We start from the raw sequence: 22055 nt of genomic DNA, 5'->3' as shown, positions 1-22055 counted from the left end.
CTCATTGGCCGCCCGCGCGCATCCTGCGAGGCATGAACGAATGACGGAACCCTTGCTGACGATGCGCGGCATCGTCAAGGCATTCGACGGCGTGAAGGCGCTCGACGGCATCGACCTGACCGTGCGCCCGGGCGAATGCGTCGGGCTGTGCGGCGAGAACGGCGCCGGCAAGTCGACGCTGATGAAAGTGCTGTCGGGTGTGTACCCGCACGGCACGTGGGACGGTGAAATCCGCTGGGAAGGCGCGCCGCTCGCGGCGTCCGGCGTGCGCGACACCGAGCGCGCGGGCATCGTGATCATCCACCAGGAACTGATGCTCGTGCCCGAACTGTCGGTGGCCGAGAACATCTTCCTCGGCAACGAGATCACGCTGCCGGGCGGGCGCATGAACTTCGCGGCGATGGTCCAGCGCGCGGAGGAGCTGCTGCGCGAGCTGCGGATCGACACGATCAACGTCGCGCAGCCGGTGATGAACTACGGCGGCGGCCACCAGCAGCTGATCGAAATCGCGAAGGCGCTGAACAAGCACGCGAAGCTGCTGATCCTCGACGAACCGTCGTCGTCGCTGAGTGCGTCGGAGACGCGCATCCTGCTCGACATCGTGCGCGACCTGAAGCGCCGTGGGGTGGCGTGCGTCTACATCTCGCACAAGCTCGACGAGGTGGCGGCCGTGTGCGACACGGTCACCGTGATCCGCGACGGACGCCACGTCGCGACCGAGCCGATGGCCACGCTGACCACCGACCGGATCATCGCGATGATGGTCGGCCGCGAGATCCGCGACCTGTATCCGCGCGAGCCGCACGAGATCGGCGACGTCGTGCTCGACGTGCGCCACGTGACGTGCCGCGACGTGACGAACGCACGCCGCAAGCGCGTCGACGACGTGTCGTTCAGCGTGCGGCGCGGCGAGATCCTCGGCGTCGCCGGGCTCGTCGGCGCGGGCCGCACCGAGTTGATGCAGGCGATCTTTGGTGCGTATCCGGGCGCGTGCACGGCGAGCGTGACGATGAACGGCAAGCCGCTGTCGATCCGCTCGCCGGCCGACGCGATCCGCGCCGGTATCGCGATGGTGCCGGAGGACCGCAAGCGCCACGGCATCGTGCCGCAGCTCGGCGTGGGCCACAACATCACGCTCGCGGTGCTGCGGCGCTTCGCGGCGCGCGGGCGGATCGACGCGGCCGCCGAGCTCGATACGATCCGCACCGAGATGCAGCGGCTGTCGGTGCGTGCCGCGCACCCGTTCCTGTCGATCGCGAGCCTGTCGGGCGGCAATCAGCAGAAGGCGGTGCTCGCGAAGATGCTGCTGACCGAGCCGCAGGTGCTGATCCTCGACGAACCGACGCGCGGCGTCGACGTGGGCGCGAAGGCGGAGATCTACCGGCTGATCTTCGCGCTGGCCCGGCGCGGCGTCGCGCTGATCGTCGTGTCGTCGGAACTGCCGGAGGTGCTCGGCCTGGCCGATCGCGTGCTGGTGATCGGCGAGGGTGAGCTGCGCGGCGATTTCGTCAACGAGGGCCTTACGCAGGAACAGATTCTCGGCGCCGCGCTGAAGCCCGCGCGGCTGCCCGCCGAACCCACCGCAATGAGTGCGACATGAATTCCGAACTTTCTTCCTCGACCCCGGCGACGCCGGATGCAGGCGCCGGCCGCGCGCCGCGGCTGCCATTGCGCCATGTCTTCACGCGCTACAAGGTGCTCGCGCTGCTGTTCGCGGTCGTCGCGATCTGGGCATTCTTCTCGGTGCTGACGGACGGCGCGTTCGTCACGCCCCGCAACGTATCGAACCTGCTGCGGCAGATGTCGATCACCGGCATGCTCGCGTGCGGCATGGTGTTCGTCATCATCGCGGGCGAGATCGACCTGTCGGTCGGCTCGCTGCTCGGGTTGCTCGGCGGCGTCGCCGCGATCCTCGACGTCAACCGCCACTGGCCGGTCGCGGCGACGGTCCCGGCCGTGCTCGCGCTCGGCGTGCTGATCGGGCTCTTCAACGGCTGGTGGTCGACCTATCGGCGCGTGCCGTCGTTCATCGTCGGGCTCGGCGGGATGCTCGCGTTTCGCGGCATCCTGCTCGGCGTGACGGGCGGCTCGACGATCGCGCCCGTGTCGGACGGCTTCGTGTTCATCGGGCAGGGCTATCTGCCGCGCCTGGCCGGCGACGGCCTCGCGGTCCTGCTGTTCGTGGTCGCGATGCTGCTGGTGGTGCGGCAGCGCGGCACGCGGCGGCGCTACCGGCTCGCGGTCGCGCCGCTGTGGCAGGACGTCGCGAAGATCGTCGGCGCCGGGGCGGTGCTGTTCGCGTTCGTCGCGACGCTCGACCGTTACGGCGGTATTCCGGTGCCCGTGCTGCTGCTGCTCGCGCTGCTCGGCGTGTTCTCGTGGATCGCGACGCAGACGGTATTCGGCCGGCGCATCTATGCGGTGGGGTCGAACCTGGAGGCGACGCGGCTGTCGGGCGTGGACACCGATCGCGTGAAACTCGCGATCTTCGCGCTGATGGGGCTGATGTGCGCGTTCGCCGGCCTCGTCAACACGGCGCGGCTCGCGGCCGGGTCGCCGTCCGCCGGCACGATGGGCGAGCTCGACGCGATCGCCGCGTGCTTCATCGGCGGCACCTCGATGCGCGGCGGGTCGGGCACGGTCTACGGCGCACTGATCGGCGCGCTCGTGATGGCGAGCCTCGACAACGGGATGTCGATGCTGGACGTCGACGCGTACTGGCAGATGATCGTCAAGGGCGCGGTGCTGGTGCTGGCGGTGTGGATCGACGTGGTGTCGCGCTCGAACCGGCGGTGACGCGCGGCGCGGTCGCGCGTCCGATAGCGGAGCGCGTCATGGCAGCGGCGCACCCCACGCCGCCGTCACGTCGCCGCCGAGCCGCCATTCGCTGAACGGGCGGCGCGGTGCGATGATCGCCGGCAGGCGGCGATCGTGAAAGCGTGCGTAGCACGGCTCGACCCAGCTCAGTTCGTCGCGGAACGTCCACGGAAACAGGTCCTGCCTGATCGGCGTGATCTTCCTGAAACTTGCGGGATCTTCCACCGCGTCGATCACGAGGTTCGCGAGGCGGCCGATCGCGCCGTCGTTTTCGCGGTAGAGATCGATGTTGCGCCGCTGGACGAGTTCGGCCGCGAACACGAGCGGCAGCAGCGCGAAGGTGTGAAGTGGAGCGCGCGGTCGCCGCGCTTCACCTCGCGTGCGAGCGAACCGTCCGGGCCGATGTCGCGAATGCCTTCGCGTACCGGCAGCAAGCCGGAATCGGGACCGAAGGCAGTCTAGCCTCCGGGGCTTTCGCGAGGCTTTCCACGGCGAGCCGCTACCGTTCCGATCCGCCGGCCGTCGGTGCGACGCATGGCGGTCGTGGCGGCTTCGCATGACGTGCAATACGCTATTCTGTCGTCCTCACCCGCCAGCCCGATCCGATGAAGCGTCCGTCGTTCTCCACCCAACTCGTCATGCTCTGGGCACTCGTCGCGGCGCTGTGCGCGACGCTGGTCGCGGTCGTCTGGGTCACCGCGAGTTCCGCCGAGAGTCAGCAGGTGGCCAGTGCCAAGGCCGCCGGCGCGTCGGCCTGCGAAGCGGTCGCGTCGCGTTACAGCGCGTCTTCCGCGTCGGCGGGCGCCGGGCCCGCCCCGGATCTGATGCACGCGATCCTCGACATCGTGCTCTCGCGGGCGCCGGACATGGAAGGCGGGTTCTGGATGCCCGGCGCCGCGCCCGGGGCGAGCGGCTTTCTCGCGTATTCCTTTCCCACTTATCAGGGCAGCGGCGTCAAACGCGACGTTCCGGAAGCCGAAACGCCGCTGATCCTCCGCACGCTGCATGCCGCAGCCGCGACGCATGCCGCGACGACGAACGTCGTCGAAGGCGCGCAGGATGCCGTGATCGCGGCGGCCTGTCCGGTACGCGGCGGTGCGGGGCTGTACGTCTGGATGCTGACGCGTGCGCGCCCGCCGCTGGGCCGACACGGGGAATTGCTGGCCACGGGGCTCGCGGCCGTGCTCGCGGTGATTCTGGCGATCGCGGCGGCGCTGGCCGTGGCGCTGCGCCGCTGGAAACGCAATCTCGCGCGGATCGAGAGCGGGCTGGGGCCCGACGGTCGCGAACATCACCTGCCGTACGTCGGCGAACCCGATCTCGACCGCGTCATCGACGCGTTCAACGAGCGGGCGCGCCGCGCCGACCGGCTGCAACAGCAGGCCGACGAACTGCGTACGCGGCTCGCGCAGGCCGAGCGCTTCGGCATGCTGGGGAAGCTTGCCGCGCAGGTCGCGCACGAGATTCGCAATCCGATGGGCGCGATGCGGCTGAAGGCGGAAAACGCGCTGGCCGGCGACGGCCGGCGGCAGCAGGACGCGTTGCGCGTGATCCTCGCGCAGATCGAGCGCATCGATGCGCAATTGTCGAGCCTGCTCGCGCTGACGCAGCCGGTGCGCCCCCATGCGGCACCCGTCGACGTCGACGCGTGGCTCGCGCAGACCGTCGACGCGCACCGCGAGCTGGCGCAGCGGCAAGCGATTGACCTGACGGTGTCGCTCGCGGGGCAAGGCGAACGGCTCGCGTGGCCGTCGGATCGTCCGGCCTTCGATCCCGACCAGATGCGCCGGGCGCTCGACAACCTGCTGCTCAATGCGCTGCACCACGCAGGCGACGGCGGCGCGGTCACGCTCACCGCCGAGCGGCGCGCGTTCGCCGGGCGCGACTGGCTGTGCATCACCGTGTCGGACAGCGGCCCCGGTGTGCCGGCCGCGCAGCGCGAGCGGATCTTCGAGCCGTTCGTGACGGGCCGTGCGGACGGCACGGGCCTCGGCCTTGCCGTCGTCCGCGAAGTGGCGGCGGCGCACGGCGGGCACGCGCGCCTCGACGGGGGCGCCGCATTCGTGATTGAAATTCCATGGCAAACATCCTCATAGTCGACGACGACGCGGCCTTTCGCGACGGCCTCGCCGAAACGCTGGCCGATCTCGGTCATCGGGCGGTCGAGGCCGCATCCGGCCGGGCGGCGCTCAGCGCGCTGCGCGACGGCGGCGGCATCGAATGCGTCTTTCTGGATTTCCGCCTGCCGGATCTGGACGGACTGGCCGTGCTCGCGCAACTGCGTGACGATCCCGCGCTGGCCGCGATTCCGGTCGTCATGCTGACGGCCCACGCGACCAGCGACAACACGATCGAAGCGATGCGGCTCGGCGCATTCGATCACCTGACGAAGCCGATCGGGCGCCGGGACATCGCGCAACTGCTCGAACGCATCGTGTCGGCGAATCAGCCGCCCGCGCCGGCGCCATCCGACAGCGGTTTCGCGGGCGAACCTTCCGCGGACCGACCGCGATTGCTGGGCGTGAGCGCCGCGATGCGCGACGTGCAAAAGCAGATCGGCCGGGCCGCGATGAGCGACGCAACCGTGCTCCTGACCGGCGAGACGGGCACGGGCAAGGAGGTGGCGGCGCGCGTGCTGCATGCCGCATCGGCCCGCCATGCGGGGCCGTTCGTCGCCGTCAACTGCGCGGCCATTCCGGCCGATCTGCTCGAAAGCGAGTTGTTCGGGCATCGTCGCGGTGCGTTTACCGGAGCGCATGCCGATCGCGCGGGGCGCCTCGTCGAGGCCGACGGCGGGACACTCTTTCTCGACGAGATCGGCGACATGCCCGCCGCGATGCAGGCCAAGCTGCTGCGCGCGCTCCAGGAGCGCCAGGTGATGCCGCTCGGCGCGGACCGCGCGACGGCGATCGACATTCGCGTCGTGGCCGCGACGCATCGCGACCTCGCCGCGGCCGTCGCGGACGGCACGTTCCGCGAAGATCTCTTCTATCGACTCAACGTCATTCCGCTGCACCTGCCGCCACTCGCGGAGCGTGTAGCCGACATCCTGCCGCTGGCCGCGCATTTCCTGGGCAACGCGGCAGGCATGCGCGCGCTGCATCTGACGAACGACGCTCAGCGCGCGCTGCTCGATCACCGCTGGCCGGGCAACGTCCGCGAACTGCGCAACGTGATGGAGCGGGCGGCCGCGCTCGCCCCCGGGCCGGCCGTCAGCGCGGCCGATCTCGGCCTCGGCGCCGTGCCGGCGCGCCAGTCGGGCGCCGATGCGGTGCCGGCGCACCTGCTCGACATGCCGCTGCCCGATGCGCTCGCGACGGTCGAGCGCGCGGCGATCGTGCACGCGCTCGAGCGTGCGAACGGCAATCGCGCGGAAGCCGCGAGGCAGCTCGGGATCGGCCGCCAGTCGCTCTATGCGCGTATGGCGAATCTCGGGATCGAGCGGGACGACTAGCCACACCGCGTCAACTGTCGGGATCGACGACATCCGGCAAATCGATGTGTCGGGAAATCCGACACGTTTGGCGCGCGTCGTCGTTCGGCGCACGGCCACGCGGTGCGCCGCAGGTTGGCACGGGTATTGCGGATACCGATGCATCGCAACCCGTCGCCGGAGCCCGCCATGAACTCGTGCCTGCCTGTCGTCCGATCGCGGCCGCGGCGCCGCGCTGCCGTTCGCCGCTCGTATCGCATGCTCTGCGCCGCCGCGCTCGTTGCCGTCGCAACGGTCAGCGTGGCGCAGGTGCCGCCCTCACCGCGCGCGGAAGACCCGGCCGGCGCCATGCCGCCTCCTCCTCGGCCTCGTGCGCTTGTGCCTGCCATGCCCGGAAACGACACCGCCTCCGACGCGCTGGTGTCCGGCACGCTGTCGCGCCTGACAATCAATCCGGAAGGGGCGGTCGACGGATTCGTGCTGACCGACGGCACGCTCGTCCGCCTGCCGCCGCATCTCGGTTCGCAACTGACTGCGCTCGTGAAAACGGGCGACCGCGTGACGGTAGCCGGCGAACGACGCGTCGACGATGAAGTCCGCGCACGCGTGGTCCGCAACGACGGCACCGGCGCGTCGCTGTCCGATCAGCCGCCCGCGCCCGTCGCGCCCGTGCCTCCCACGCTGCGCGGGGTCAACCTTGCCCGCCTGAGCGTGTCCGGCGTCGTGCGCCGCGTGACGCGCGCGCCGCGCGGCGAGCCGGACGGTGTGATGCTCGACAGCGGTGCGATTGTCAAGCTGACCGTGCCGGCCGCCCAGCAATTCGGTGCGCTGCTCGCACCCGGCGAGCGCGTGGCCGCGGTCGGCTACGGCACGCGCAACGCATACGGCGAAGCGCTGCAGGCGACGGCGTTCGGCGCACCGGGCCACGTCGTGAATCTATATGACGATGTCGCGCGCTGATCGCGTGACGTCGTTCCTCAATCCATCGAAAGGAGTCCTGCCATGCATTGGATCGATCCCGCCTGCCTGCCCGAAACGCGCGGCCGCGTCACGCAGTTCCTGCTCAATCCGCACGGAGAAATCGACGGCCTGATCCTGAACGGCGACCTGCAGGTTCACGTACCGCCGCACCTGGGCCGCGAACTGACGCGCCGTGTCGCGGTCGGCGACCGCATCCGCGTGCGGGGCGTCAAGCCGCGTCGCGCAGAGATGATCGCGGCCGTGCAACTGATCGGGCGCGACGGCGTCGGCATCGTCGACGACGGGCCCGCGCACGCTGCACCGCCGAAGCCGGCGCACGCTGCTCGACAGCCGATGGAATCGAGCGGCGAAGTCGCGTTCGGGCTGCATGGACCGAAGGGCGAGCTGAACGGCGCGTTGCTGACGAGCGGCGTCGCGCTGCGGGTGCCGCCGCATGCGGCTGAAGCGCTGCAGGATTATCTGCGTCCCGGTGTTCATGTGCAGGCGTGGGGGCACGGCGTCGTCACGCCGCACGGCACGACGCTCGACGTGAGCGAGATCGCCGAGCTCGTCGATGCGGATGCCGAATGATCGTGCGACGGTGATGCGACCATGAGGCCGGCACGCGCGCTCGAAGCGCTCAACTTCTTCCTGGCCGACGTGCAGGCCGGCATCGGCCCGTTCATCGGCGTCATCCTGCTGTCGCGCGGCTGGGGCGCCGACGCGATCGGTTCGGTCATGACGCTGGCCGGGCTCGCCGCGATGGCCGCGACGCCGCTGGCCGGCGCGCTCGTCGACGCGGTGCGCGCGAAGCGGGCGCTGATCGTCGTCGCGGCCGCCGCGACGGCACTGACCTCGCTCGCGCTGATGTTCGTCCACGGTTATCCGGCGGTGGCGGCGTCGCAGATCCTGGCCGCGGTCAGCGGCGCGGCGCTCGCGCCGGCCGTCGCGGGCGTGACGCTCGGCATCGTGCGACGGCAGGGGTTCGACCGGCAGTTCGGGCGCAACCAGATGGCGAACCACGCCGGCAACGTCGTCGGGGCGGCGCTCGCGGGGTGGCTCGGCTGGCATGTCGGATTCGATGCGGTGTTCGCGCTCGTCGGCGTGTTTACGGTCCTCGCCATCGTGAGCACGCTGGCGATTCCCGGGCAGGCGATCGATCATGCGAGCGCACGAGGGCTCGATCCGGCCGGCGGCGCACCGGGAACGGATGCTGCGCATCCCGATGCGTCCGGCACAGCGTCGACGTCGCACGTCAGCGGTCTGCGCACGCTCGCCGAAAACCGGCCGCTGGTACTGCTCGGTGCATCGCTCGCGCTGTTTCACCTCGGCAATGCAGCGATGCTGCCGCTCTACGGGATGGGCGTCGTCGTCACGCATCGCAGCAACCCGAGCGCGTTCACCGCACAGACCATCGTCATCGCGCAGTTCGTGATGATCGCGGCGGCGTGGCTCGCGCCTCGGCTGATTCGCTCGCACGGGTACTGGCGGGTGCTGCTGTTCTCGTACCTCGTGCTGCCGGTGCGCGGGGTGGTCGCCGCGGCGTGGATGAGCGAAGCGGGCGTGTGGCCGGTGCAGGTGCTCGACGGCATCGGCGCCGGCCTGCAAAGCGTGGTCGTGCCCGCGCTCGTCGTTCGTTTGCTGCATGGCTCCGGCCGCGTGAATGCCGGGCAGGGCGCCGTCGCGACCGCGCAGGGCATCGGCGCGGCGCTCAGCCCCGTGCTGGGCGGCGTGCTCGCGCAGCACTTCGGTTATCCGGCCGCGTTCGTCGTACTGGGCGCCGTGTCGACGGGCTCGCTCGCGCTGTGGCTCGGTCATGCGCGCTCGCTGAGCAGCGTGTGCGGCAAGCCGGCCGACCTGTCGGCGGCGTCGTCTTGAACGCCCTTTCGATTCTCATGCCTCCGTTGACGTGCCCATGAATCCTGTTTCGCTTGCCTGGCTGATTTCCGCGCTCGCCACCGCGGGCGTCATCACGCGCCCGTTCGGCTGGCCCGAGGCCATCTGGGCCGTGAGCGGCGCGCTGCTGCTGGTCGTGTTGAACCTGTTGCCCGTCGCGCAGGCGCTGGACGCCGTCGCGAAAGGCGGCGACGTGTACCTCTTCCTGACGGGCATGATGCTGCTGTCCGAGGCGGCCCGTCGCGAGGGGCTGTTCGACTGGGTCGCGACGCACGTCGTCAATCTCGCGCAGGGCTCGCCGCGGCGGCTGTTCGCGCTGATCTACGGCGTCGGTGTCGTCACCACGGTGTTCCTGTCGAACGATGCGACCGCCGTCGTGCTGACACCCGCGATCCTGGCCGCCGCTCGCCGCGCGAAGGCCGACCCGATGCCGCTGCTGTACAGCTGCGCGCTCGTCGCCAATGCCGCGAGTTTCGTGCTGCCGATTTCGAATCCGGCGAACCTGGTGCTGTACGGCGCGCACATGCCGGCGCTCGGCGTCTGGCTCGCGCACTTCGCGGCGCCGTCCGTCGCGTCGATCGCGTGCACGTTCGTCATGCTGAGGATCGTGCAGCGACGTGCGCTTGCCGGTCGTTGCGAGTCGGGGCTGCCGGTGCAGCCGCTGACGAGCGGCGGACGTATCGCGCTCGCGGGCATCGCCGCAACGGCCGTCGCACTGATGGCGGTGTCGGTGTTCGATCGCCCGCTCGGGTTGCCGACCGCGCTGGCGGGTGTCGTCACGGTCGCATGCGTGGTGATGCGGGATCGCGCGGCCTGCGTGCCGATCGTTCGCGCGATTTCATGGAGCGTGTTGCCGCTCGTCGCGGGCTTGTTCGTCGTCGTCGAGACGCTCGACCGGACCGGCGCGGTGCGCGTCCTGGCGGGGCTGCTGCATACACTGATGCAAAGCGGCGAGAACATCGCCGCGGCGGCGGCTGGCGTCGCGGTCGCACTGGTGTCGAACGCGGTCAACAACCTGCCTGCCGGGCTGATCGCGAGTTCGACGATCCAGGCCGCGCACAGCCCGCAAACGGCGGTCGACGCGATTCTGATCGGCGTCGATCTCGGCCCGAACCTGTCGATCACCGGTTCGCTCGCGACGATTCTGTGGCTCGCGGCGATCCGGCGCGAAGGGCTGCAGGTCGGTTTCCGCGCATTCCTCGCGGTCGGGGCGTGCGTGATGCCGCCGGCGCTGTTGCTCGCGCTGGGCGCGCGGTTCGTGGTCGGCGGCTGACGGGCGATGCCGGTCACCCGCTGCGGCTGCTGCCCTAGAACGAGTAGGCGAGCGACGCGAACAGGCTGCGCGGCGCGCCCGGCGTGACCCACAGGCTGTTGTACGAGCTGACGTAGGTGGTGCGGTTGAACAGGTTGTTCAGCACGACCGACGCACGCAGGTGCTTGTTGACCTGAAGGTAGCCGTTGAGCTGCACGGTCGCGTAGGCCGGCAGCTCGAAGCCGTCCTGCGTGTTGGCCGTGTTGCCGGCGCGGCGCCCGACATAGATCACGCCGGCACCCGCGCCGGCCTTGTCCGCGAACGGCAGGGTGGTCTCGTACATCAGCAGCGCGCTGCCGCTCAGCCGCGGTACGTCGACGAGGCGCGAACCGGGCGCCAGCACCGAATCGCGCGTGACCTCGGCGTCGACGTACGCGAGGTTGGCGATGCCGCGCAGGCCGTGACCGAGGTCGCCGCTCCATTCGAATTCGATGCCGCGGCTGCGCACTTCGCCGGCCGCGCGCGAGAAGCCGGCATTCGCCGGATCGGCGGTGAGCACGTTGCGCTTGGTGACGTAGAACGCTGAGACGGTCGTGAGCGAGCGTGCGCCCGCCCATTTCGCGCCGGCTTCGTAGCCGTGGCCCTTTTCGGGATCGAACGCGCGGCCGTTGATGTCGGCACCGTTGTTCGGCCGGAACGAATACGCGGTGTTCGCATAGAACGACCACGCGGGGCTCATTTCATACACGACGCCGATACGCGGGCTCAGCGCGGTCTGCAACTGGCTCGTCGTCACACCCTTCAGGCGGTTGTCGATCGACTGGTGGAAGCGATCCCAGCGCAGCCCGGCCAGGATTTTCCAGTGCGGCCCGAACGCGAGCGTGTCCTGCGCGTAGACGCCTTGTCCGTCGTCGCGTTCGAGCAGGTTGGTCGCGGTGCGCGGCGTCGGTGCGGGCTGGCCGTAGACCGGATCGAAGATGTCGATCGCATACGGCGCCGCGGCGCTCGGCGTGGAGCGCGTGACGAACTGGTCGTAGTTGAAGCGATACGCGTCGACGCCCATCACGAGCGTATGGCCGATGCTGCCCGTGCGGAACGCGCCGGTGGTTTCGACGCGGCCTTGCAGGTCGTTCGAGTGAAACGCGACCTGCCGATAGCGGCGCCACAGCGTGCGGCCGTCCGGCTGCAATGCGAAGGCCTCGGACGAGCGCCCCGTCAGGTCGGTGTTGCGTTGCGCGACGCCGGCATTGATCGACCAGCTTGAATCGATGCGATGCTCGAGCGTGAACTGGTGGCCCGTGTTGCGTACGTCGTAGTCGCCGTCGCGCGGCTCGCCGAGAAAGCGCGACGCGGGGATCACGCCGAGCTGCCCGTTGACCGCCAGCACGCCGCGATCGAGCGGCGCGCGCTGACGCGCGCTCTCGAATTCGTAGTGGAGCGTCGTGTCCGCACCGATGTCCCACGTGAACGATGGCGAGAACAGGTAGCGTTTGCTCGACACCGTATCGCGAAAGCTGCCGTTGTTCTCGTTCATCGCGACGAAGCGGTACGCGAGCGATTTCGTGATGGGGCCCGTCGAATCGAGTGTCTGGCGCAACGCGCCGTAGCTGCCGGCCGACACGCCGATGGTGTTCGCGCGGGCGAACTGCGGCTGCTTCGTCGTATAGCTGATGATCCCGCCCGGATCGCCGCGGCCATACAGCGCGGACGCCGGCCCCTTGAGCACTTCCATGCGCTCGAGGTTGACGGTGTCGCGCGGCACGCTCATGCCGCGATTCCACGAAAAGCCGTTGACCAGGTAGTCGGTGCCGGACGTGTTGCCGTCGCCGGCGAAGCCGCGCACCGCGTAGTTGTCCCACAGGCCGCCGAAGTTGTTCTGGCGCGAGACGCCCGCGACCCAGTCGTAAAGATCGTCGCCGCGCGTGGCGGCCACGGTCTGGATCAGCTTCGTGTCGACGCTGCTGACCGCGAACGGAATCTCCATCACGTCCACCTCGCTGCGCGTCGCACTCGTCGATTCGCGCGTGCGAAACGGCGCCGTCGCGCGTTGCGCGGACACCTCGATGGTGGGCAGCGCCGTTTCCTGCGCGTCGGCGGCGCCCACGCCGGTCGTGCCGACGACGATGGCCATCGGTGCGGCCGCCCAGTTCCTCCTGCTCATACCTCTCCCTTTCGTGTCGTTCGCGTTCGGGCACGGCGGGCGGCCTCGCGCCGACATCTGTGTTCCAAACAGTACATTTGCGCGGCAATTTAATGCAAATGAGAGGCATTTGCAATCGTAATTTTGAGATTCGGAGGCCGAAGTGAAACGGCGAGCGGCACGGCCCCGATCGATCTTATGTGCCGATTTCGTGAAATACCGAATGGCGGGAAATAAGTCGAACGTCGATGCTGGCCCGGGGGAGTGTCCGTCTCGGGTGCTCGATGAATATTCGCTGAATATCGGGTAAACGCGAAACTTGTTGGGTCTCGAAAGTGGAGTGGCTTGTTTGACAAATCCCGTAATTCGGGATTAAAGTAAAAACACTTCAGCCAAACCCGTCGAGCAACCGCATGAACATCCCACAGTCGGACAGCGATATCGAAACAAGCAGCGGGGCGAGCGTCGTCCTCACCACGGCGCGCGACGCCGGCGTCGACGTCTGTTTCGCCAATCCCGGCACGACCGAGATGCCGTTCGTCGGTGCGCTCGATACCGTGGCGGGCATGCGCTCGATCCTCGGGCTGTTCGAGGGGGTGTGCACGGGCGCCGCGGACGGCTATGGCCGCATGGCCGGCAAGCCCGCGATGACGCTGCTGCACCTCGGGCCCGGCCACGCGAACGGCATTGCCAACCTGCACAATGCGCGCCGCGCCCGCACGCCGATCCTGAACATCGTCGGCGATCACACGCGGGAGCATCTGAAGTACGACGCGCCGCTGACGTCCGACATCGAGTCGCTCGCCCGTCCGGTGTCGGTGTGGTATCGCAGCGTGGCGCGCGACACGGATCTCGCGACCGATACGGCCGATGCGATTTCGGCCTCGATGGGCGCGCAGCGCGGCGTCGCGACCCTCGTGCTGCCCGTCGATCTCCAGTCGGCCAGGGTGCGCGGCGCGGCGTCGCCCGCCGTCGTGCGCCCGGCCGCGGTGTCGTTCGATGCCGCTCGCGTCGAACGGGTTGCCGATCTGCTGCTCAGTGGCCATCGCGCCGTCCTGCTGATGGGCGCTCGCGCGCTGTCGGCCCGCGGGCAGCGTGCGGCGGCGCGCATCGCGGCCGCGACCGGCGCGACCTGCTTCAGCGAGACGTTTCCCGCGCGCGCGGAGCGCGGCGGCGGCCTGCCGGACATCGACCGCCTGCCTTATTTCCCCGAGCCGGCGCTGGCCGCGCTGGCCGGCCGGCGCGTGGTGCTGGCCGGCGCACTTGCGCCCGTCACCTACTTCGGCTACGAGGGCATTCCCGGCGAACTCGCGCGACCGGAGGACATCGTCACGCTGGCCGCGCCGGGCGACTCGGCGGACGACGCACTGGAGGCGCTGGCCGATCGCGTCGGCGCGTCGACGAACGACGCGGGTGTACGCGTCGAGCGCTGGCGCGTGGAGGATGGCCCGCTCACGCCGCAGGCCGTCGGCCGCGTGCTCGCGAATGCGTTGCCCGACGACGCGATCGTGTCGATCGAGGGCGGCACGTGCGGCTATCCGTTCGTGACCGCGTCGGCGCGCGCGCGTCGCCACACGATTCTCACGAACACGGGCGGGGCGATCGGCCAGGGCCTGCCGGTGGCACTGGGCGCCGCCGTCGCGTGCCCGGACCGCCGCGTGTTCGCGCTGCAGTCCGACGGCAGTGCGCAGTACACGATCCAGTCGCTGTGGACGATGGCGCGCGAGCGTTTGCCGATCGTGATGCTGATCGCCTCGAACCGGCGCTACGGCATCCTGCAGACCGAACTCGCGCGCAGCGGCCTGCCGGCGGATACGCCGCATGCCAGCCGCCTGACCCAACTGGACGACCCGCCGATCGACTGGCTCGCGCTGTCACGCGGCTACGGCGTGCCGGCTCAACGCGCGAGCGACACCCGTGCGCTGGTGCAAGCGCTCGACGATGCGCTTGCGCGCACCGACGGGCCGACGCTCGTCGAAATGCAGTTGTCCTGATCGCGCAACCCGCTCCTTTCCTCAATCCCGACTCTCACCTTTCATCGACATGGATCTGCAACTGCACGGAAAAGCCGCGTTCATCACCGGCGGCAGCATGGGTATCGGCAAGGCGGTCGCGCTCGAACTGGCGCGCGAAGGCGTCAACGTCGCGATCGCCGCGCGCCGCATCGAACACCTCGAAGCGGCCGCCGCCGAGATTCGCACGGCGCTTGCGCCGCTCGGCGACGCGGCCGGCGAGATCCTGCCCGTCACGGTGGACACGACCGACATGGCGTCGATCGAAGCGGCGATGGCCGCGAGCGTCGAACGTTTCGGCCGGCTCGACGTCCTGCTGAACGGCGCCGCGCATCCGGGCGGGCTCGTGCGGGCGGAGCTGGAGCACGCCGATCCGCAGGGGCTGCTGCAGGACATCGACATCAAGGTGGTCGGCTACCTGCGTTGCGCGAAGGCGGCCGCGCCGTATATGCGGCGCAACGGCTTCGGCCGGATCGTCAATATCGGCGGCCTGACCGGCCGCGGCAGCAAGCAGCTGTCCGGCATGCGCAACGTGGCGATCGTGCACCTGACCAAGACGCTGTCCGACCAGCTCGGTCCGTTCGGCATCACGGTCAACACGATTCACCCGGGCGTCGTCGAGACGCCGCACATCCACGAGCTCTACGAGAAGGAAGCGCAGAAGCAGGGGCTCACGGCCGCGGAGGTCGAGGCCAACTACGTGAAGGTCACGCCGATCCGTCGCGTGCTGCAGCCGGAAGAAATGGGGTGGATCGTCGCGTTTCTCGCGTCGCCGAAGTCCGGCTCGATCACCGGCGAGTCGATCGGCTGCGACGGCGGGCTCACGCGCGGCATTTTTCTCTGACACAAGGAGCATTTCATGACCGCAACCGTACTGGTCGCCACCGCCGGGCAAGGCATCCTGCGCTCGAACGACGACGGCAAGACCTGGCATCGCCTCGGGCTCGCCGAACCGATCGAGTTCGACGGCATCGTGCGCGCGCTCGCGGTGTGCCCCGCGACGCCGTCGCGCGTCTATGCCGGCGCCGATTCGGGCCTGTGCATCAGCGAGGATGGCGGCGCGCACTGGTTCCGGCCCGACAACCTGCTGAACGGGCAGACGGTCTGGTCGATCGCGATCGATCCGGCGAGCCCGGCGGTGCTCTACGCGGGCACCGGCGCGCCGTCGCGCGCCGCGCTTTACAAGTCGAGCGACGCGGGCGTGACCTGGGAGAGAACGGCGCCCGAGTTTCCGGAGTTTTGCTCGGGCGTCAATCGTCCGCGGCTGCTGACGATCTGCGTGGATCCGGACGACAGCCGCAACGTCTGGTACGGCGTGGAGGAGGGCGGCGCGTGGCGCAGCCGCGATGCCGGTGCGAGCTGGACGCGCGTGGACGGCCCCGGCACCGCGATCCGCAACAGCGACATTCACGCGATCGCCATCCTGCCCGCCATGCAAGGCCGCCCGAAGACCACGGTGCTGCTGACGGTCAACGCGGTGTACGTGAGCGAGGACGACGGCCTGACGTGGGACGGCAAGCTGTCGCGCGACCGCTTCGACGGGCTGTACTACACGCGCACCGTCGTGCAACTGCCGGAACCGGAAGGCGACCTGCTGATGGCGATCGGCGACGGTACGCCGGGCACCCGCAGCCGCATCTATCGCTCGACCGACCGCGGCCATGCGTGGCACGAGACGGATCTGCACACGCCGCCGAACTCCACGTTCTGGGCGTTCGGCGCGCATGCGGCCCGGCCGGCGCTCGTTTATGCGGGCACCAAGTACGGGCACCTGTTCCGCTCGCGCGACGGCGGCCGGAACTGGACCAAGGAATGGCGCGAGTTCAGCGAGATCACGGCGGTGGCATGGACGCCGTTCGAGGCGCCGCTGGCCGCCCACGCGCAGTCGACCCATTGAGCGGAGCGAACGATGACACCGTCCGATATCCGGCAATGCGCCGAGCGTGCGAACGCGAGCGGCCTGCCGCTGCCGACGCCGCGCGTGCAGCGCACCCACCTGTCGCTGTTCGTGCGCGACCCCGTCCGCTCGAGCATCTGGTACGCCGACGTGCTCGGCATGACGGAAACCGCGCGCGACGCGCAGTGGGTGTTCATGTCGTTCGGCCAGAAGCACCACGACATCGCGCTGATTCGCGCGGCATCCGATGCGGAGCTCGGCACGATCGGCCTGCAGCACTACGGCCTCGAAATCGCCGGCGGGCTGACCGAATTGCGCCGCCTGTACGGGATGCTGATTCGCCGCGACGTGCCGATCGTCAAGATCACCGATCACAAGGTCGGGATCGGCGTGTATTTCACGGACCCTGACGGCAACCGGCTCGAATTCTTCTGCGAAATGGTCACGGACGACGAAGAAGGCAAGCGCGTGCTGCATCGATACAACGCGCCGAGCGATCCCGTCCAGCTCGAACCGCTGTTCGACTGAAACGCCGCCTTTCAATCCGCATCATCGACGTCTTATATAGGAATGCAAATGAGCAAGACCGCCAATTTCGAAGGCTTTCACATCCGCAAGTGGTACACGCAGATCGAGGATTCGCTCGCGAACGAATCCGGCCAGCTCGCGGATGGCGAGCCGCTGCGCAAGATCGTGATTGCCGCGGCCGTTCACAACCCGTATGCAGGGCGATTCAGCGAAAACCTCGACGATCTCGTGCGCCCGTCGCCCGCGCTCGGCAAGGAGTTTGCGCGACGCATCGAGTCGCTCGCGGACGGCCGCGCGATCGAGAGCTACGGCAAGGCGTGCCTGGTCGGCTCGGCCGGCGAATACGAACACGGCAACGCGTTCCTCACGTCGATCTTCGCGGAGCCGATCCGCGCGGCGCTGGGCGGCGGCAAATCGTGGGTGCCGTCGAGCGGCAAGCGCGGCCCGATCAATACCGTGATCGACGTGCCGCTCGCGCACAAGGATGCACTCTACGTGCGCTCGCACTACGACACGGTGACGTGCCTGTTTCCAGATGCACCCAACGACGACGAAGTGCTGGTGATCTTCGCGTTCGCGACGCGCGGCCGGCTGCACGCGCGGCTCGGCGGCCTGAAGGCGAGCGAGATCGTCGGTCGCGACGGTCTGGTCTGAGCGCGCATGCCGATCGGGGAGCACATCATGAACACGGCATCCGTCAAGGATGGATGGGTCGACAGCGATGGACTGCGGCTGCACTACGTGAGCTGGGGGCGCGACGATGCGCCGACCGTGGTGATGCTGCACGGCTTGCGCAGTTACGCGCATACCTGGGCGCCCGTCGCCGATGCGCTGGTCGACCGCTACCGGGTCGTCGCGCTCGATCAGCGCGGGCGCGGGCTGAGCGACTGGGATCCGCGGCGGGACTACTACGCGGCAGCCTACGTGCGCGATCTCGACGCATTGGTGCGCGCACTGGGCCTGCGACGATTCGTGCTGGTCGGGCACTCGATGGGCGGCGCCAATGCATTCGTCTACGCAGCGTCGCAGCCGGAACGGCACGCCGAAAGGCTCGCCGGCCTCGTGATCGAGGACATGGGCCCCGGTGCGTCGGCCGGCTCGCCGGGTTCCGAGCGCATCAAGCGCGAGCTGCAGGAAACCCCGGACGCGTTCGCGTCGTGGGACGACGCGCGCGCATTCTGGCGACGCCAGCGGCCGAACATCACGGAATCCGCGCTCGATTCGCGCCTCGCGCATTCGCTGAAAGAGGGCGAGCAAGGCCGGATCGTCTGGCGTCACGATGCGCAAGGGATCGCGGCGGCACGGCTGGCCGCGACGCCGGAGCAGCTCGTCCATCTGTGGCCGCTGATCCTCAACCTGCACGTGCCCACGCTGTTGTTGCGCGGCGGCGACTCGGATTTCCTGTCCGCGGACGTGGCGGCCGAAATGGCGGCCGCCCATGCGGAAATCGAGCGGATCGACATTCCCGGCGCGACGCATTACGTGCACGACGATCAGCCCGATGCGTTCAATCGCGCGCTGCGCACCTGGCTCGATCGTCTCGATGACCCTGCATGGTGCGTGGGAGGCGCGGGCGAATGAAAGCGAACAACCGGAACCGGACCTCGGTCGCCATCGTCGGCGCGGGGCCGAACGGCGCGGCCATGGCGAACCTGCTCGGCCTGTATGGCGTCGATACGATCGTCGTCGAACGGGCGCCGCGGATCGTCGAATTCCCGCGCGCGGTCGGCATCGACGACGAGGCGCTGCGGCTGTTTCAGACGGCCGGCCTGGCCGACGAACTGAGCCGCGACATCATTCAGAACGTGCCGCTACGCATGTTCAAGGCGAACGGCGAATGTTTCGCCGACATCCGTCCGTCGATACGCGAGTTCGGCTGGTGGCGCCGCAACATCTTCATGCAGCACCTGGCCGAACGCACGCTGCGCGATGCACTCTCACGCTATCCGCACGTGTCGCTGCGTACGGGGGAAGAGGTCGTCGGTCTGGAGCAGGACGACGAATGCGTGACGCTTCAGGTACGCGCCGCCGACGGGCAGCAATACGAACTCGACGCCGACTACGTGGTGGCGGCCGACGGCGGGCGCAGCCCCGTCCGCGAGATGCTCGGCATCAGGCTGGCCGGTACGACGCATCCGATGAAGTGGGTCGTGGTCGACGTGAAGAACGCGCGGCTCGACCAGCCGTGTACCGCGCTGAACTGCGATCCGCGCCGCCCGAACGTCTGCATTTATCTGCCGTTCAACTATCGACGCTGGGAATTTCTCGTGTATCCGCACGAGGACGAGGAGGCGATCGCGCAACCGGAGTCGATCCGCGCGCTGATCGCGCCGTACGTCGACGACGTCGATCGCATCGAGATCGTGCGTGCGCGGACCTACACGCATCACTCTCGTGTGGCCGAACGTTTCGTCGCCGGCCGGGTGGCGCTCATCGGCGATGCCGCGCACCTGAGCCCGCCGTGGATCGGCCAGGGGTTGAACGCGGGACTGCGCGACGTGGGCAATCTGGCCTGGAAGCTGGCGGGGGTCGTGAACGGCACGTTGCACCGGCGCGTGATCTCGACGTACGAATCGGAGCGGCGCGACCATGCGAAAGCGATGATCGATCTCGCCGACACGTTCGGCGCCATGCTGATGCCGACCAGCCGTCTGGTCGCGTTCCTGCGCGACCGGTTCCTCGGGCTCGCGCGGTATGCGCCGGGTCTGAAGGACTACGTGCTGCAGATGCGCTTCAAGCCGATGCCCAGCTATACGCACGGGGTCGTGGTCACGGGCACGTCGGACGCCGTCGGGCGCATGATCGTCCAACCCGACGTCGAAACGGCCGACGGTGCACGTCGCAAGCTCGACGACGTGCTCGGCCCGTGGTTTGCGATCATCGGCTGGCGATGCGATCCACAGGCGTGCATGAGCGACGACGATTGCGCGTTCTGGACCGCGCTGGGCGCGAAATTCGTGCAGATCGTACGGTCGCGCAGCGGAACGTGCCGTGAGCAGCGCATCGCGAGCGCGCACGACAGCGTGTGCGTCGAGGACGTCGACAACGCGATGGCCGAATGGTTCGACCGGCACGCGGCGCCGCTCGTCGTCGTCCGTCCGGACCGCTATGTGGCGGCGCAGACGGACGCCGCCGGCATGGCCGGCGTGACCGCGGCGTTCCAGGCGTTTGCAGCGCGACAACGGGAGACCGCGGATGTTTGTTGAGCAACGCACCTACACGCTGGTGCCGGGCGGCGTCGCCGAGTATCTGCGGCTGTATGCGGAATGCGGTCGCGCGCCGCAGGAGCACGCACTCGGCACGATGGTCGGCTGTTTTGCGACGGAGATCGGACCGCTGAACCAGCTCGTCTATCTGTGGGCGTTCGAGTCGCTGGACGATCGCGCCCGGCGTCGCGCGGTGCTGATGGCCGATCCCGAATTCAGGACGTTTCGCGGCAAGGTCCGGCATCTGCTCGTCCGGCAGGACAACCAGATCCTCCGACAGGAAATCGGCGGCCTGTTGCGTGTACCGCCATCGGCCGCGTGATGCGGCCGTCACCCTGTCCATCGCGCATCGCGCCGTCTCTACCGAGGTATCCGTCTTGATCCCGTTTACGCCCCTGACTTCCCGCATGACGCCCGATGCGCAACGCGATTACGCGTCGCTCCATCTGTATATCGACGGCCGGTTCCTTCAGGCCGACGGCCGGCGCACGCAGCCCGTGCTCGATCCGGGCACCGGCGGCGTGCTCGGCGACCTGCCGCATGCGACGTCGGACGATATCGATGCAGCGGTGCGCGCCGCGCATCGCGCGTTCACGACGTGGCGCCGCGAGTCGCCGCTCGCGCGCTCGGACATCCTGCGCCGCGCGGCCGCGCTGGTGCGCGAGCGGGCCGAGGCGATCGGCCGCCACATCACGATGGACCAGGGCAAGCCGCTTCGCGAGGCGATCGCCGAGGTCGTGTCGTCCGCCGAACAGCTCGAATGGCACGCGGAGGAAGGGCGTCGCACGTACGGCCGCGTCGTGCCGTCGCGCTCCCCGGATGTTGCCCAGACGGTGCTGCGGGAACCGATCGGCGTGTGCGCGGCGTTCTCGCCGTGGAATTTTCCGTTCAGCCAGGCGATGCACAAGATCGCGGCCGCGCTTGCATCGGGGTGCACGCTGGTGCTGAAAGGGCCGGAGGAATCGCCCAGCGCGATCGTCGCGCTCGCGCGCATCTTTCACGATGCCGGCTTGCCCGCGGGCTGCCTGAACATCGTCTGGGGCGTGCCGGCCGACGTGTCCAGGCAACTGATCGAGTCGCCGCTGGTGCGCAAGATCTCGTTCACGGGTTCGGTGCCGGTCGGCAAGCAACTGGCGACGCTTGCCGCGTCGCACATGAAGCGCATGACCATGGAGCTCGGCGGGCATGCGCCGGTGCTGGTTTGCGCGGACGCGGAAATCGAACGCGCGGCGACGATGCTGGCCGCGTACAAGTTTCGCAACGCCGGGCAGGTTTGCGTATCGCCGACGCGTTTCTTCGTGCAACGCCCGGTGTTTGACCGGTTCGTCGCCGCGTATCTCGACGCGGTCGGCAAGATTCACGTCGGCTACGGGCTGGAGGCGACGACCACGATGGGGCCGCTCGCGCATGCGCGACGCGTATCCGAGATCGATGCGTTCGTCGCCGACGCGAAGGCAAAAGGGGCAGAGATTGCCGCGGGCGGGGTGCGCTTGGCGGAGGCGGGGCCGGGGCACTACTTCGCGCCGACGGTCGTGCTGGGCCCGGCGCGCGACACGCGGCTGATGAACGAGGAGCCGTTCGGCCCGATCGTCGGGATCGTGCCGTTCGATGCGCTCGACGATGCGCTCGACGAAGCCAACCGCTTGCCGTTCGGCCTCGCGTCGTACGCGTTCACGACGTCGTCGCGCCATGCGCACCGGATCGGCCGTGCGCTCGAGGCCGGCATGGTCAACATCAATCACTTCGGCATGGGGCCGGCGGAGATCCCGTTCGGCGGCGTGAAGGACAGCGGTTTCGGCAGCGAGGGCGGCACGGAGACGTTCGACGGCTATCTGGTCACCAAATTCATCACGCAGATGAATTGACCGGGCGCCGGTCGACGATCGGGCGCGGCATCGTTCGCGACACCGCGCG

The 22055-nt window shown here is 69.0% G+C and carries 19 protein-coding genes; 17 read left to right on the top strand and 2 right to left on the bottom strand.

Translation table 11 applies throughout. From position 1 onward, the window contains the following. The first annotated feature begins 40 nt into the window (after nt 1-40). The gene (gene xylG / locus BLS50_RS32255; protein ID WP_027809161.1) at nt 41-1600 is read left to right on the top strand and encodes a D-xylose ABC transporter ATP-binding protein; all 1560 of its coding nucleotides are present in this window, start codon (nt 41-43) and stop codon (nt 1598-1600) included. Next, complete coding sequence (locus BLS50_RS32250) at nt 1597-2796, top strand: sugar ABC transporter permease (protein WP_027809160.1); 1200 nt, start codon at nt 1597-1599, stop codon at nt 2794-2796. The genes xylG and BLS50_RS32250 overlap by 4 nt, the downstream gene beginning before the upstream one ends. A gap of 36 nt (nt 2797-2832) precedes the next feature. Here BLS50_RS32250 and BLS50_RS32245 read toward each other — a convergent pair whose 3' ends face one another. Continuing rightward, nucleotides 2833-3138, bottom strand: a complete 306-nt coding sequence (locus BLS50_RS32245) for an alginate lyase family protein (protein ID WP_027809159.1) — start codon at nt 3136-3138, stop codon at nt 2833-2835. Between the two features lie 284 nt (nt 3139-3422). Here BLS50_RS32245 and BLS50_RS32240 point away from each other — a divergent pair, with 284 nt between their 5' ends. The 6 genes from BLS50_RS32240 to BLS50_RS32215 all read left to right on the top strand — a co-directional run bounded on the left by BLS50_RS32240 (nt 3423) and on the right by BLS50_RS32215 (nt 10379). Continuing rightward, entirely contained in the window at nt 3423-4913 is a 1491-nt protein-coding gene (locus BLS50_RS32240) for a sensor histidine kinase (protein WP_027809158.1), read from the top strand. Further along, entirely contained in the window at nt 4895-6271 is a 1377-nt protein-coding gene (locus BLS50_RS32235) for a sigma-54-dependent transcriptional regulator (protein WP_074807705.1), read from the top strand. Before BLS50_RS32240 ends, BLS50_RS32235 begins: the two co-directional genes overlap by 19 nt. Nucleotides 6272-6637: 366 nt before the next feature. Continuing rightward, nucleotides 6638-7210 carry a hypothetical protein gene (locus tag BLS50_RS32230; RefSeq protein WP_244109193.1) on the top strand — a complete coding sequence of 191 codons (573 nt, stop codon included), beginning with the start codon at nt 6638-6640 and terminating at the stop codon, nt 7208-7210. Between the two features lie 42 nt (nt 7211-7252). Continuing rightward, the gene (locus BLS50_RS32225) at nt 7253-7801 is read left to right on the top strand and encodes a hypothetical protein (protein WP_074807701.1); all 549 of its coding nucleotides are present in this window, start codon (nt 7253-7255) and stop codon (nt 7799-7801) included. A gap of 21 nt (nt 7802-7822) precedes the next feature. Next, a complete protein-coding gene (locus BLS50_RS32220; RefSeq protein WP_074807699.1) occupies nt 7823-9088 on the top strand; it encodes an MFS transporter in 1266 nt (421 codons plus the stop codon). Between the two features lie 37 nt (nt 9089-9125). Continuing rightward, complete coding sequence (locus tag BLS50_RS32215) at nt 9126-10379, top strand: arsenic transporter (protein WP_074807697.1); 1254 nt, start codon at nt 9126-9128, stop codon at nt 10377-10379. Nucleotides 10380-10413: 34 nt separating this feature from the next. On the opposite strand, the gene BLS50_RS32210 is transcribed toward BLS50_RS32215, so the two are convergent. After that, nucleotides 10414-12519 carry a TonB-dependent siderophore receptor gene (locus BLS50_RS32210; RefSeq protein WP_074807694.1) on the bottom strand — a complete coding sequence of 702 codons (2106 nt, stop codon included), beginning with the start codon at nt 12517-12519 and terminating at the stop codon, nt 10414-10416. A 392-nt stretch (nt 12520-12911) separates the two neighbouring features. Here BLS50_RS32210 and BLS50_RS32205 point away from each other — a divergent pair, with 392 nt between their 5' ends. The 9 genes from BLS50_RS32205 to BLS50_RS32165 all read left to right on the top strand — a co-directional run bounded on the left by BLS50_RS32205 (nt 12912) and on the right by BLS50_RS32165 (nt 22006). After that, nucleotides 12912-14492 carry an acetolactate synthase large subunit gene (locus BLS50_RS32205; protein WP_074807691.1) on the top strand — a complete coding sequence of 527 codons (1581 nt, stop codon included), beginning with the start codon at nt 12912-12914 and terminating at the stop codon, nt 14490-14492. A 49-nt stretch (nt 14493-14541) separates the two neighbouring features. After that, the gene (locus BLS50_RS32200) at nt 14542-15354 is read left to right on the top strand and encodes an SDR family NAD(P)-dependent oxidoreductase (protein WP_027810453.1); all 813 of its coding nucleotides are present in this window, start codon (nt 14542-14544) and stop codon (nt 15352-15354) included. 15 nt (nt 15355-15369) lie between these two features. Then, complete coding sequence (locus BLS50_RS32195; protein ID WP_074807688.1) at nt 15370-16407, top strand: WD40/YVTN/BNR-like repeat-containing protein; 1038 nt, start codon at nt 15370-15372, stop codon at nt 16405-16407. A 12-nt stretch (nt 16408-16419) separates the two neighbouring features. Next, nucleotides 16420-16935 carry a VOC family protein gene (locus BLS50_RS32190; RefSeq protein WP_074807686.1) on the top strand — a complete coding sequence of 172 codons (516 nt, stop codon included), beginning with the start codon at nt 16420-16422 and terminating at the stop codon, nt 16933-16935. 48 nt (nt 16936-16983) lie between these two features. Next, a complete protein-coding gene (locus BLS50_RS32185; protein ID WP_074808704.1) occupies nt 16984-17589 on the top strand; it encodes an amino acid synthesis family protein in 606 nt (201 codons plus the stop codon). A gap of 27 nt (nt 17590-17616) precedes the next feature. Beyond that, nucleotides 17617-18516, top strand: a complete 900-nt coding sequence (locus tag BLS50_RS32180; RefSeq protein ID WP_175849082.1) for an alpha/beta fold hydrolase — start codon at nt 17617-17619, stop codon at nt 18514-18516. Further along, a complete protein-coding gene (locus tag BLS50_RS32175; protein ID WP_074807679.1) occupies nt 18513-20141 on the top strand; it encodes a bifunctional 3-(3-hydroxy-phenyl)propionate/3-hydroxycinnamic acid hydroxylase in 1629 nt (542 codons plus the stop codon). Before BLS50_RS32180 ends, BLS50_RS32175 begins: the two co-directional genes overlap by 4 nt. Further along, nucleotides 20131-20463, top strand: coding sequence for an NIPSNAP family protein (locus BLS50_RS32170; protein WP_074807676.1), 333 nt, complete (start codon nt 20131-20133; stop codon nt 20461-20463). The genes BLS50_RS32175 and BLS50_RS32170 overlap by 11 nt, the downstream gene beginning before the upstream one ends. 85 nt (nt 20464-20548) lie before the next feature. Further along, entirely contained in the window at nt 20549-22006 is a 1458-nt protein-coding gene (locus tag BLS50_RS32165) for an NAD-dependent succinate-semialdehyde dehydrogenase (RefSeq protein WP_074807673.1), read from the top strand. Nucleotides 22007-22055 lie beyond the last annotated feature (49 nt).

It is taken from the genome of Burkholderia orbicola, assembly GCF_900100915.1.
GTDB classification, from domain to species: Bacteria; Pseudomonadota; Gammaproteobacteria; order Burkholderiales; family Burkholderiaceae; genus Burkholderia; species Burkholderia orbicola.
Note: the sequence above shows the minus strand (reverse complement) of the source record. Positions and strands in the feature narration are given on the sequence as shown.

Bases quoted from the DNA above. Each gene is read 5' to 3' on its own strand.
- xylG (WP_027809161.1), top strand. From the start codon at position 41: ATGACGGAACCCTTGCTGACGATGCGCGGCATCGTCAAGGCATTCGAC.
- BLS50_RS32250 (WP_027809160.1), top strand. From the start codon at position 1,597: ATGAATTCCGAACTTTCTTCCTCGACCCCGGCGACGCCGGATGCAGGC.
- BLS50_RS32240 (WP_027809158.1), top strand. From the start codon at position 3,423: ATGAAGCGTCCGTCGTTCTCCACCCAACTCGTCATGCTCTGGGCACTC.
- BLS50_RS32235 (WP_074807705.1), top strand. From the start codon at position 4,895: ATGGCAAACATCCTCATAGTCGACGACGACGCGGCCTTTCGCGACGGC.
- BLS50_RS32230 (WP_244109193.1), top strand. From the start codon at position 6,638: ATGCCCGGAAACGACACCGCCTCCGACGCGCTGGTGTCCGGCACGCTG.
- BLS50_RS32225 (WP_074807701.1), top strand. From the start codon at position 7,253: ATGCATTGGATCGATCCCGCCTGCCTGCCCGAAACGCGCGGCCGCGTC.
- BLS50_RS32220 (WP_074807699.1), top strand. From the start codon at position 7,823: ATGAGGCCGGCACGCGCGCTCGAAGCGCTCAACTTCTTCCTGGCCGAC.
- BLS50_RS32215 (WP_074807697.1), top strand. From the start codon at position 9,126: ATGAATCCTGTTTCGCTTGCCTGGCTGATTTCCGCGCTCGCCACCGCG.
- BLS50_RS32210 (WP_074807694.1), bottom strand. From the start codon at position 12,519: ATGAGCAGGAGGAACTGGGCGGCCGCACCGATGGCCATCGTCGTCGGC.
- BLS50_RS32205 (WP_074807691.1), top strand. From the start codon at position 12,912: ATGAACATCCCACAGTCGGACAGCGATATCGAAACAAGCAGCGGGGCG.
- BLS50_RS32200 (WP_027810453.1), top strand. From the start codon at position 14,542: ATGGATCTGCAACTGCACGGAAAAGCCGCGTTCATCACCGGCGGCAGC.
- BLS50_RS32195 (WP_074807688.1), top strand. From the start codon at position 15,370: ATGACCGCAACCGTACTGGTCGCCACCGCCGGGCAAGGCATCCTGCGC.
- BLS50_RS32190 (WP_074807686.1), top strand. From the start codon at position 16,420: ATGACACCGTCCGATATCCGGCAATGCGCCGAGCGTGCGAACGCGAGC.
- BLS50_RS32185 (WP_074808704.1), top strand. From the start codon at position 16,984: ATGAGCAAGACCGCCAATTTCGAAGGCTTTCACATCCGCAAGTGGTAC.
- BLS50_RS32180 (WP_175849082.1), top strand. From the start codon at position 17,617: ATGAACACGGCATCCGTCAAGGATGGATGGGTCGACAGCGATGGACTG.
- BLS50_RS32175 (WP_074807679.1), top strand. From the start codon at position 18,513: ATGAAAGCGAACAACCGGAACCGGACCTCGGTCGCCATCGTCGGCGCG.
- BLS50_RS32170 (WP_074807676.1), top strand. From the start codon at position 20,131: ATGTTTGTTGAGCAACGCACCTACACGCTGGTGCCGGGCGGCGTCGCC.
- BLS50_RS32165 (WP_074807673.1), top strand. From the start codon at position 20,549: ATGACGCCCGATGCGCAACGCGATTACGCGTCGCTCCATCTGTATATC.